Raw genomic sequence first — 11,910 nt, forward strand, 5'->3', positions numbered from 1 at the left:
TATACAAGGAACGATCATGCTGAAGCCTCTCCTAATAAGAATCAGTCCTCTCGATAATGTAGCCATTGTGGTCAATGACGGTGGCTTACCATCCTCGACATATATTGAAGAATACCAACTCATCTTGGTTGATGAAGTACCACAAGGACATAAGGTTTTATTGGAGCCGTTAAAGCAAGGTGAAGCAATTGTTCGTTATGGCGAAATCATTGGCTATGCCAACAAAGATTTACCCGCAGGTTCTTGGGTGAATGAAGCTGTTACCCAAATGCCAGAGGCGCCTGAGCTAGATGATCTTGAGTTAGCAACTCGCCCCGCCCCCAAGCTTCCTCCACTGACCGGATATACATTTAAAGGTTATAAAAATAAGGATGGCAGCGTCGGCACAAAAAATATTTTAGGTATCACGACCAGTGTTAACTGTGTAGAGGGTATTGTCGATTATGTCGTTAAGATTATTGAACGTGATTTACTTCCTAAATATTCAAATGTAGATGGAGTAGTTGGATTAAATCACTTATATGGCTGTGGTGTGGCAATTGATGCACCCGCTGCAATTGTTCCTATTCGTACCATACATAACCTTGCACTCAACCCTAATTTTGGTGGAGAAATTATGGTGGTGAGTCTGGGCTGCGAAAAAATGCAACCCGAACGACTTTTAAATATTCCTAAAGAAAACAAATATATTCCCCTAGCAAACGAAGATATTATTCAGTTACAAGATGAACGCCACAACGGTTTTGAAAGTATGGTGAATCATATTTTAACCGTGGCAGAACAACACCTTGAAAAGCTTAATCAACGTACTCGAGAAGAAGTTCCAGTTTCTAATTTAGTTGTAGGCATGCAATGTGGTGGGAGTGATGCATTTTCGGGAGTTACCTCTAACCCTGCCGTTGGTTTCGCAGCTGACTTGATTGTGCAATGTGGCGGTACAGTCATGTTCTCTGAAGTTACGGAAGTCCGCGATGGTATTCACCTACTTACTCCACGTGCAGCAAATGAACAAGTTGCCAAAGATCTAATTCGGGAAATGAAATGGTACGATGACTATTTAGCAGCAGGCCAAGTAGACCGAAGTGCCAATACCACACCGGGTAATAAAAAAGGTGGACTGAATAACATTGTAGAAAAAGCGATGGGATCAATTGCAAAATCAGGCCGCTCACCGATTGTAGAAGTTCTCGCACCGGGCCAAAGACCGACAAAAAAGGGGTTAATTTTTGCGGCCACCCCTTCGAGTGACTTTATCTGTGGTACGCAGCAAATGGCATCTGGTATTACTGTTCAAGTCTTTACCACAGGTCGTGGTACACCCTACGGGCTGGCAGCCGTACCTGTCATTAAAATGGCAAGCCGAAACAATATTGCAAACCGTTGGTATGACCTGATTGATATCAGTGCTGGCGATATTGCGATTGGAAAGAAAACTATTGAAGAAGTGGGCTGGGAACTTTTTGAACTGATTTTACAAGTGGCTAGTGGCGAAAAACAAACGTGGTCGGACCGTTGGGGTATTCATAACTCACTCGCTGTATTTAACCCTGCACCCGTGACCTAATAAGGTTTAAAAGATGAGGCATATCACCTCATCTTTTCACATTTCCCATCTTAATTACGACACATTTCACTAAAACTTAACATCGCTGCTAAAATAACATCGAAAATTAAGAACTCTATTTCTCTATGCAAAATCAGACTGCTTCAAATCTCCCCTCAACTCAACTTGGAAAAGCGCTGCTTTGTCTTATGACATCGGCATTATTATTTTCCATTATGGGAGTATGCATTCGTTTTGCTTCAGAAACGGTAGACAATGCGACCGTCGTGTTTTTTAGAAATGCAGTAGGTTTATTTATTTTCATTCCGATGCTCTTTAAACAAGGTTTAGACTTTATTAAAACCGATAAACTCTGGATGCATACTTGGCGAAGTATTGTCGGGCTAGCCGCCATGTATGGTTTTTTCTATGCCATTGCGAACTTAAAACTCTCAAATGCCATGGTTTTTAGTTATTCATCTCCTATCTTTATTCCACTGATTGCATGGCTTTTCTTAAAAGAAAAAATTACCAAATCGATGATTTTTGCCGCTGTGATTGGGCTCATTGGAGTTTTATTTGTCGCTAAACCCGATCAAGGTCTATTTAACGCATTATCTTTTATTGGCTTGGGTGCATGCTTTTTATCAGCAATGGCCTTTGTCACCGTAAGAGCTTTAACCAATACAGAGCCGCCTGAGCGTATCGTTTTTTACTTCTGTGTTTTCGGTAGTTTAATTTCCTCTATTCCAATGTTTTGGCATTGGCGTATTTTCACTTGGCATGAACTAGCATTACTCATTGCCGCAGGACTTTTAGCAAATATAAGCCAACTTTTTATGTCTTATGCTTATAGCCTAGCCCCAGCTGGCCAAATTGGCCCAATGAACTACATTGCCATTATTTTTGCAGGAATTTGGGGATTTGTTTTTTGGCATGAATTACCTGATCTATTCAGCATTATCGGCATATTTATTATTTTATTTGCGATTTTGCTCTGTAATCCAGTTTTGCAGAAAAAGTTACTTTCTCGATTTAAATAACAAACAAACCTTAATCTAATTTATGTACTGTATTCGATACTCATTTGGTGAAATGCCTGTCCAGTGACGATAGGCTTTTCTAAAATTAGAAGTATCTGAAAAGCCAATTCTCTCAGCAATTTCATCTACGGTTAAAGTTGTTTCTCGCAAATATTCATCCGCAAGACGGCGCCGAGTCTCATCTAATAACTCCTGATAAGTTAAATCAAAACTTGCCAAACGCCGATGTAAGGTACGCTTTGACATATGTAACCGTTCAGCCATTTCTTGAGCTGATGGAAAAAGCCCTGTTCCATCCAATAATATTAAACGGATTGTTTTCACCAACTCAGGCTCTTCAAGTTCAGCAGCACCTAGCATCCGCTCACAAAAGGACTTACACATGTCCGCAGTAATCGGGTTGGCATTTGGGCAAAGTACATCGAGCCACTTTAATTCAAAGTGCCATTGCATCACCCCAGCATTAAACTGAACGGGACAATGAAACACTTTTTCATATTCTTCTGCATAGTCAGGCGCTGGGTATGGTAATAAAAGCTTCTTCGCTTGAAATGGTCCTTCAAGTACCCGTTCAATTAAAGTTTGCATTGAGCTAAACCAAAACTCGCATACCAAAGGCAGAAGCTTACCAAGTGCAATAATGTCCTGCCCTTCAAAAATGGCAACGTCATCTCGAATATAAAATGACTTCTTTAAAATAGGCCCTGCAAGCTTAATGTGTCGGATACCAAGCTCTACCGCTTGTCTAAAATTACGTGAGGAATATAACGCATAGCCATATACCCCAAAATCAGACAACCGCTGCTTTTGCCCTGCGCGCAGACCAATGAGTGGATCATGTGATAGCTTTTGAATATTTTGAAATAGCTGAATTTTTTGAACTTGAGAAATATATAAAGAGGATTGATTCATCGCATCTGGCGAAATATTTGTGCCAGATAGAACATCTAATATTGAATGGCCTTGCAAACCCATTTCATCAAATAAACTGGTCAAACCTAGCAAATATGTATTCGAACCCAGAGATGTATTATCATAATTTCCTTCGATAACACTATTCGCATTTTTATAAACATTATTAGGCATTTAATTCACACCATCCCTAGAGTGACGTGCATAATGGCACTAAACTACCTCTTGCTGTCTCAATTTAACATCGACCATACGACGCTTCAAGCATAAAGTATGATAAGCAAAAGTATGGAAGGAACAATAATGGAAAGCTCCACCTTAAAAAAATATAGCGGCTCTGCCACTGAACATATGGAACTTATTTTTTCCAAACAACGTGCCAATTTTGAGGTAGATCCCTATCCAAGTCTTGAAGCACGTCGCACAAAACTGCATCAACTTAAAAAACAAATTATCCGTTATCAAGATGCTTTAGCTGCTGCGATTAATTCCGATTTTAGTTCTAGATCACTTGATGAATCTAAACTACTAGATTTGCTTGGCTCTGTGTTGGAAGCCGATCATGCGATTCATCATTTACGCCGCTGGATGCGCCCAAGCAAACGCCGTACCGAGCTTTTATTTTTATCAAACCGTTTAAGTGTGCAATACCAACCTAAAGGTGTGGTTGGTGTGATTGTGCCTTGGAACTTCCCCGTTTATTTAGCACTTGGCCCCCTCATTGCCGCTTTGGCTGCGGGCAATCGAGTCATGATTAAACTCCCTGAAATTACACCGAATACTAATGCCATGCTAAGACGCATGCTTGCCGAAGTCTTTAATGAAGATGAAGTGGCCGTGTTTGGTGAAGAAATTACAGACCCAGCAAGATTTACCTCTTTGCCATTTAATCATATTGTCTTTACGGGTTCTCCTGCAATTGGCAAAGTCGTCATGCGAGCAGCAGCTGAAAACTTAACACCTGTTACACTTGAGTTAGGTGGTAAATCTCCTGCAATTGTAAGCCGCAACTACCCGCTTGCCGATGCGGCAAAACGTATTACGCATGGTAAAGCAACAAACAGTGGTCAAATCTGCGTAGCACCTGACTATGCGTTGGTTCCAAAAGAAAGTATTGATGAGTTTGTAGATGCTGCAAAATCAAGCTTTATAAAAATGTTTGGTCAAAACATCACAAACAATGAGAATTACACATCCATTGTGAACGACCGCCATTTAAAACGTATTCAAGATATCTTAACCGATGCACAAGAAAAAGGTGCCCGTATTATTCCTTGCGACACGTATAGCTTCGACCAACAAGGCCGTAGAATGCCTGTACAGATCATGCTGAATTGCACACCAGACATGCGCATTATGAAAGAAGAACTCTTTGGCCCTATTTTACCTGTGGTGGCTTATGATTCTTTAGATGATGCGATTACCTATGTGAAATCGGACGAACGACCTTTAGCGCTCTATTTCTTTACACATAGCTCGGTAGAGCGTGATCGTATTTTACGTGAAACTCATTCGGGCGGTGTGACCATCAATGATTGGGGTTGGCATGTAGTTAACCATGATGCTCCTTTCGGTGGTATCGGCAACTCAGGTATGGGGTCATATCATGGGGAGGAAGGTTTCCGCGAACTTTCACATGCAAAAACTGTATTTATTCGCCATCGGTTTTTCCCGACTCAGCTTTTCCACCCTCCTTATGGAACATTCCTTCAAAAATTAGCGATTCGCTTTTTCTTGAAAAAAGGCGATCCAAGTATTAAATAAAGAATATAAAAGAAAGCCTCGTAATGAGGCTTTTTGGTTAATTATAGAATTGATTAATGCAATAGAGTTATATCCCAATTACTTATAGACCAATTCAGAATTTTTAGTACCAAAACCTAGTATGAGTAATAGCTATACTGTTCCTATTACAGTAGTCAATAAAATGGTACATAATTAAAAAAAGCTTGGATTACCAAGCTTTTTTTAATACTAATAAAATATCTATATTTAAATAAATAATTGTCTACAACTAATCATCAAAGTTTATTGACTGTCATTTTTAAAAACAATATAAATCCAATTACCATTCACTTTACCTCGATATGCTCCATCAGCTTTTGCCAAATGTGCTGCTAAAGCAGTAAAGTTCCATGCTTCTTCTTCACTACAATAAACTAATTGTTGTTGTAACTCAGCAATTTCATATTGTTCTCCGTACTTTTTAACAATTAAAGCCACTTCTTGCAGATCCTGTGGAATAGAAGGATGTTCCCATGCCCACATAAATGTTTGGTTTCTCTCATCATAAGTTCCTATCACATTAATTTCAAAAAACTCTTGTCGATCACCAATATTAAATGTTATGCCCCCTATAACAAGATCAATATCCCACTCATCTACAATATTCATACCCCAATCATTTGATGCTTTTAAAGTCTTTAGCTCTAACTCTTTACGACATGCTAGATAAATAGATTGAATATTTAAGCTTTTGACACCATCTTGATATGTATTCGACTGAGTATTACTATCTGTTAAGGTTTCTTTTTTAATTTCTTCTTCAAGGTCAATCGTAGGATTACCCTCATACCATTCAGGTATTCTTGGATTATACTCAACTTTTATTTCTCCATCAAAATGCAAAGTAAAAGTAATACCCCAAATTATTTCTTTTGTTCTTATATAATTCTCTTTCTGAATTTCAATAGCCCTATCACACAAACTACTAGAAATACTATTAAAGGGATCTTCTCCATCTGCATATATATCCCCTGTTTCATCTATATTTCCATCAAAAACAATAAATTGCTCAAACTTAGAAGAGTGAATAAACATGCCAATTTTTGTAACAATTGAATCCCATGGCCTATTTTTAACAAAAATTAAAGATTGCTTTTTAAATAATTCTATATCGGAACTTAATAATTTGTACATTCATTTAATCCCTATTACTGTGAAAATTGATAATTAGTGGATTTTCCATTAATAGTAGCAGTTACTATAAATTTATTAGGTCTACTACTGCCAGTGGGATAACCTACTGCAACTTTCATATTTACATCCTTGCCTAGTTTAACCGCATTTGCTAACTCACTTTCCATAGCTTTCCAACTACCGTTATTTAATGTTTTGGCCATAGGAACTAAATTAATACGATCCCCTGAACCACCAAGAGATGCAGCTATTAAATGCCCTCCTTGATCTCCTGAAATACCACTTTTACCAGCAATACTTTGTTGATAATTATTTCGATCCATTAAAATATTTCTTAAATTGGCAGTAACCTCTTTAACATTCCCGCTATTATCGGTAACGTATGCAGCACCATTAGGTAACAAATAAGCTGAATTTGCTTCAAGCTTCCCATTGGCTTGCTTAGCCCAGCCACCTTTTGCTCCCACATCTATTTGATGAATTTTTTTAACATCCCCCCGATTTACAAGTTCCTCTATTTTTTTATCATCAAAAAATTGACCGTTTTTAATATTTGGTAAACGCTTCGCAATAGTATTCCTATCTTTAAGAAGATCCTGAACAATCTTGACATCTTTTTTATCAATTCCAGTTGCAAGATCAATTAATGCCCAAGTTCTTTCAAGAGGAGTTGAACCAGCACTAAATGCTGTTTTAAAAGAATTCAACATATCTTGATATTCACCTGTAGCAGTATCTTTTAAAATATCCTTCCAAACATTGGTATCATTTAAGTTCTTGCCAGCTTTTTGTAATTCAGTAGCTTTTTTAAAAATCTTATAGGCAGCTTTACCAGTAGATGAAAGTACTTTACCCCAATTGTTTTCTATAGCAGTTGATGCGGATTGCGAAGCAACAGTTACATCATATCCTGCTGAAGCAGCAACTACACCCGAAATCAATTGGCCAACATTTCTAACTTTATTTAGCTGAGCTTGACTATAATCTCCGTCATTTTCAGGTTCCATATCAAACGATCCAGCAACCATTTCCCCAACTACCGCCCCAATCGCTCCAGCTTCGCATTTTTCTTGTAATGAACTAGCAATACAACCAGCTGCAGCATGAGCTAGTTTATGCAAAATTTGGTCAGAAAGTTCTTTACTACCAAGATCAAGATTTTCACCAATTTCTCCAGCTAAAGAACCTTGTAATGCTACACTCAATCCTGCCACAAGACTTGCACTTAATTTTTCACTTAGACTACCTCCATTAACTGCCGTATCAACACTAGCACTAACAGTAGAATTAACTAAAGCTTGTCCCACTCTACCTGATAAATTTGTAAAGAATTCTCCAGACTTAGTAGTTTCCTGCAAAGCTTTCATCTGATCAATTGATGCAATTTTACTTAAAACTCCTGCTGTAACAACAGATGTTGCTAAACTCTTAATTGAATCTTTACTTCCTAAATCTTTAAGCGTCTTACCGATATCTCCGCCATTATTAATTAAGCTAACACCTGCTTGAGTTGCTAAACTTGTAATAGCAGCATTTGCCATAGCACCAAGTGTTGAAACACCTGTAATTGTGGTTACACCTCCCACTGTTGCTGTTGTAACGCCTGCTGAACCAATCATACTTGCGCCCAAACCAACTGTAGTCCCACTTGCTGCTGTTCCTCCAGCCGCTCCTGCCGCTGCAGCAGTTCCTGTACCCATGGTTACAATCGTTATAATAATCACAATAATTGCAGCGCCAGCAGCTGTAAGACCTTGCTGTTTATAGTCCCAGTCTTTTTGAGTTAGTAAAACTTTTTGCCAATCTACATCTTTTCGATTCACTAATTCTTTTAAATATTCATTTCCTGGTTTTTTAGATAAATCAAGAATCGCATCACGTAGCTCCACCTTATTAACGTCTTTTTCACTTATTGGAACTTGTACACTCAAACCACCTGCAGCTTTAAAGGTAGGTAAAACTGGTCCATTAAAACTCGGTAATTGAGCAGTTTCAGTAATTGAGCCTTTATCCTGCATCGCTTGCCAAGCTAATGAGCTTTTTTCTTTTTTTAAGAGCTCTGTAATAGATGTCTTAGCGGCTATTAATTCAAGTGTTCCTCCAGTTTCAATCGTTGCACCTTTTAAATATTCAAACTCTGTTCCAACAAGCTTCGTCTTATCAACCGCTTGCGTATTAATATAATCTGCTTTTAAATTTGCAGGTAATTCGCTAATCTGTGTTCGTGTTGTATTAGTAGTAGTTTTTGATGAGCCCAAAAGTGAGATAAGTTTAGAATATGAGGTTTTCTTTGTAACATCTACTGTACTGCTAGAAGATTCTTCCACAGTGTAAAAGTTAAGATTCCCGCCAGATTTAATCGAAATTGTTCCGCCCTCGGCAGTAAAGCGCCCAGAGTAAATATCAATATTATTATCTGGTGTCTTAGCATCTACAGATGGATCTAATTTCTTTGTCTCAATAGAAATATTCTTTGCAGAAATATCAACTGAAGCTGCATTTGTGTCATTATTTTCAGAAACAGTCGTAATGTACTTTTTCTTTAAACCACCCCATGATTTTTTCTTTTCAGTAGTCGTAGTCAGATCATAGCTTTGCTCAATAGCTGCATCAAATAAAATACTTTTATTTGATTCTATTTTTACGTCACCATTTTTTGAAGTAATACCAGTAGCTTGTAAAACCAAGTTATCATCTTTGGTTTTACCCACCGTTCTTATGTTAACCCCTTTATCACCATTAATAATGGTAGGGCTGACTAGTGTTCTGAAGCTATAATTCCCTTCACTTTCAGTACCTTTCTCATAAAAATCTGTATGACCATCAACAATAATACTTGCATTTAATGATTTTGGTGGTTGATTAACCCCACTACTAATTGAAGATTTATACTGTTCGGCTAAAACACCACTTGCTTCTAAATTAACTTGTCCTAATTGAGCAGAAATATTTCCTCCACTTATAGATAAACCTTTAGCAGAAGTAATATTTATATTTCCTGATTTTGAAGTTAACTTAGTTTCAGCATGCTCAGATCCGTTTAGACTCTCCTTATAGAATAGTTCATTTTTTTCGACATCATTAATATAATCATTATCATATTTAAAACCAAAAACATAATCTACAGCAAGTGGAGTATTATTTCCACCAAGCAAGAACGGAAGCTGCCCAGGAACTGGATAATTTATTTTTATTGGATACTTATCTTTAAATACATTAAAATCTCTTTCATATTCTTTATATGCATTAACCCATATTTCTGAATTTTTATTTTTGGTTTGATCTAAAAGTTCATAATCCCAATATTTAAGAAACATATCATTATAATTGCGATATTTTTTCACCAAATTAGAGTAATCATTAAAATAATCTTGTGACTGTAGCTTTAAACGTTCCTTATTCATTTCTTCTATTTTTAAAGTATAATCTTTTGCTAAATTTAATTTTTGTAAACTAGAAAAATTATTTTTAACTCCATCAATTAGCGCATCATCTTTACTTGAAACGATCTTAATATCTTTTTGTGCTATTAACTGTGAACCTTGAATATCAACTTTAGCACCCTCTAAATTGATACCACCATTTGCTGTATCCAACTTAACAACTTGTTCCGATCCATTCCCCGCAGTTCCACCATAGCCTTTTAAAGTTAAAGTGCCATTTTTAGAAACGAGTTCAATATCACCTACCGCCTTTAGACTATAAACTTTTGGATCAATCGTTAAGTTAGAATTGGTTTGAATTGTTAGGTCACCATTTAAACTATTTAACTTTGTATCATTCTTGAGTAAATCACTTCCGACTGCATTTAAGTTCAATCCAGTCTGACCTAAAATAAAACCACCCGCCTCTAATAAAACAGCTCCACCGGTTAAATTTGTATTTTGTAATACTTGGTTTCCTGTAGCCGTTACAGAGGTTACCCCTTTAGACGTTAAGTTTGTTACTTTATCCGCAATCCATTTGGTCGCTGGCGTATACTCAGCATTGCTATAAACCGTACGACCAGAGCTTACCGCCAGATGCTGGTCTGAAGTAGCATTCACCCCCTGTAAAGTCAGTAAATCTTTTGCATAGAGTTCAGTATTACCTTTTGACGTTAATACGCTGTCGATAATTGTACTCATGCCTGCTCTACTATTGATCGCAAGTTTACCAACCGTTGAGCTGAGGTCTGTATTTTGGATTTTAATATCAGATTTGCTATTTTCTATCGAAACAGTTTGTCCCTTTAGAACATTATTTACCGTTTTAAATCGGCCCGTATCCCCAGTAACAACTACATCACTATTAGCCTTTAGATTGATTCCATTATTACTCGAAACTAATATATCGCCCTGATTCGCATTAACTTGTACTGACTGTAAGTTAACGGTGCCATCACCAATCGAGCCAAGTGTTACACCTTTTAAACCACTAATAACGGATTGATCAGTTGTTAATTCATCTTTATCAGCTGAAGGCATCGCCTTGGTTGTCTGGGTCGAGTTTAAATTTATATTTTTATTCGCGAGTATAGAAATCTTTCCAGCAGAAGATGTGGCCTTTAAGCTATTTGCAGTAACTCCACCAGCAAGTGCGGTTAGATTAATATCACCTTGAGCCTTGAGTGCCTGACTTAAAACAAGGTCAGCAATTTCAGAACTCACATCAATATTTTTTTGTGAAGTCAGTGCACTATTGAGTGCTATTTGATTGGCATGTAGTTGAATGCTGTCTTTGTTGGAAATTTCTTTTGCTGTAACAGTTAAATTATTGGCTGCATCCAACTGAACCAGACCTGTAATAAGCGGAAGTGCCTTGTCAGCATTATTCCAGACCAGATCACGTCCACTGTAGGCTTTAATGTTTTTAACTCTGGTTGCAGCGTTTTCAAGTGAAAAACCAAGATTCTTTAGGTTTAGATCTCCTGAACTATACAGGTTGAGATCTTTACCCGCATAGATCGTCCCACCTTGAAGATCAATCAGGTTTTGAATATTAGCCGAATTTGCTTGTAGGTTGATTGAACCTAATGACGCCTGTATATGGTTCTCTGTAAGTGATAACTTACCGTTACTTAAAACATTTAAATCTTTGGCAGCAATCAGTTTTGCGCCTTTTGCTGCCACCAAGTCTTTTTGTACCTGTATGGTTGCTGTACCACGGTTACTTTTAAGTTCCGAGCCCGCTGCCAGATTGATATTCGCTGCATCAATATAGACATCTCCACCTTGTGCATCATCCATAATGCGGGTATCAGCAGCCAGATTGATATTACCTTTGGCATTAACAATTAAAGGAGAGGAAGCCAGGCTACCGACATTAATAATAATTTCTTTAGCATTTACATTCAGGTTATTACCTGAATCGATATTTAACATGCTATTACTGTTAATACTCCCTGATGAGTTGATATCGGCAGCTGCACCCGTACCCGTTGTTTGTATGTTCACTAAACCTTGGGTTTTACTGGTCGAACTGATTGTGCCACTGTGTTCAATTTTTCCGGCA

The 11,910-nt window shown here is 37.6% G+C and carries 6 protein-coding genes; 3 read left to right on the forward strand and 3 right to left on the reverse strand.

From position 1 onward, the window contains the following. Positions 1-16: 16 nt before the first annotated feature. Together garD and WBW42_RS14635 are read left to right on the forward strand one after the other, a co-directional pair. Entirely contained in the window at positions 17-1,564 is a 1,548-nt protein-coding gene (gene garD, locus WBW42_RS14630) for a galactarate dehydratase (RefSeq protein WP_032056780.1), read from the forward strand. Between the two features lie 125 nt (positions 1,565-1,689). Then, positions 1,690-2,586 (forward strand): DMT family transporter, encoded by an 897-nt coding sequence (locus tag WBW42_RS14635; RefSeq protein ID WP_032056781.1) that lies wholly within the window; start codon positions 1,690-1,692, stop codon positions 2,584-2,586. Between the two features lie 15 nt (positions 2,587-2,601). Here WBW42_RS14635 and WBW42_RS14640 read toward each other — a convergent pair whose 3' ends face one another. Continuing rightward, positions 2,602-3,672, reverse strand: coding sequence for an AraC family transcriptional regulator (locus tag WBW42_RS14640; protein ID WP_032056782.1), 1,071 nt, complete (start codon positions 3,670-3,672; stop codon positions 2,602-2,604). 129 nt (positions 3,673-3,801) lie between these two features. Here WBW42_RS14640 and WBW42_RS14645 point away from each other — a divergent pair, with 129 nt between their 5' ends. Continuing rightward, positions 3,802-5,262 carry a coniferyl aldehyde dehydrogenase gene (locus WBW42_RS14645; protein ID WP_032056783.1) on the forward strand — a complete coding sequence of 487 codons (1,461 nt, stop codon included), beginning with the start codon at positions 3,802-3,804 and terminating at the stop codon, positions 5,260-5,262. Between the two features lie 264 nt (positions 5,263-5,526). On the opposite strand, the gene WBW42_RS14650 is transcribed toward WBW42_RS14645, so the two are convergent. Beyond that, positions 5,527-6,417 (reverse strand): DUF6882 domain-containing protein, encoded by an 891-nt coding sequence (locus WBW42_RS14650; protein ID WP_005077084.1) that lies wholly within the window; start codon positions 6,415-6,417, stop codon positions 5,527-5,529. Positions 6,418-6,431: 14 nt separating this feature from the next. Then, positions 6,432-11,910, reverse strand: a 5,479-nt coding sequence (locus WBW42_RS14655) for a DUF637 domain-containing protein (RefSeq protein ID WP_336735241.1), incomplete at its 5' end; no start/stop codon positions are given.

This window comes from Acinetobacter sp. LT1, from assembly GCF_059800965.1.

What these genes read in the sequence shown, in the direction of transcription:
- garD (WP_032056780.1), top strand. Translation starts at nt 17, where the DNA reads ATGCTGAAGCCTCTCCTAATAAGAATCAGTCCTCTCGATAATGTAGCC.
- WBW42_RS14635 (WP_032056781.1), top strand. Translation starts at nt 1,690, where the DNA reads ATGCAAAATCAGACTGCTTCAAATCTCCCCTCAACTCAACTTGGAAAA.
- WBW42_RS14640 (WP_032056782.1), bottom strand. Translation starts at nt 3,672, where the DNA reads ATGCCTAATAATGTTTATAAAAATGCGAATAGTGTTATCGAAGGAAAT.
- WBW42_RS14645 (WP_032056783.1), top strand. Translation starts at nt 3,802, where the DNA reads ATGGAAAGCTCCACCTTAAAAAAATATAGCGGCTCTGCCACTGAACAT.
- WBW42_RS14650 (WP_005077084.1), bottom strand. Translation starts at nt 6,417, where the DNA reads ATGTACAAATTATTAAGTTCCGATATAGAATTATTTAAAAAGCAATCT.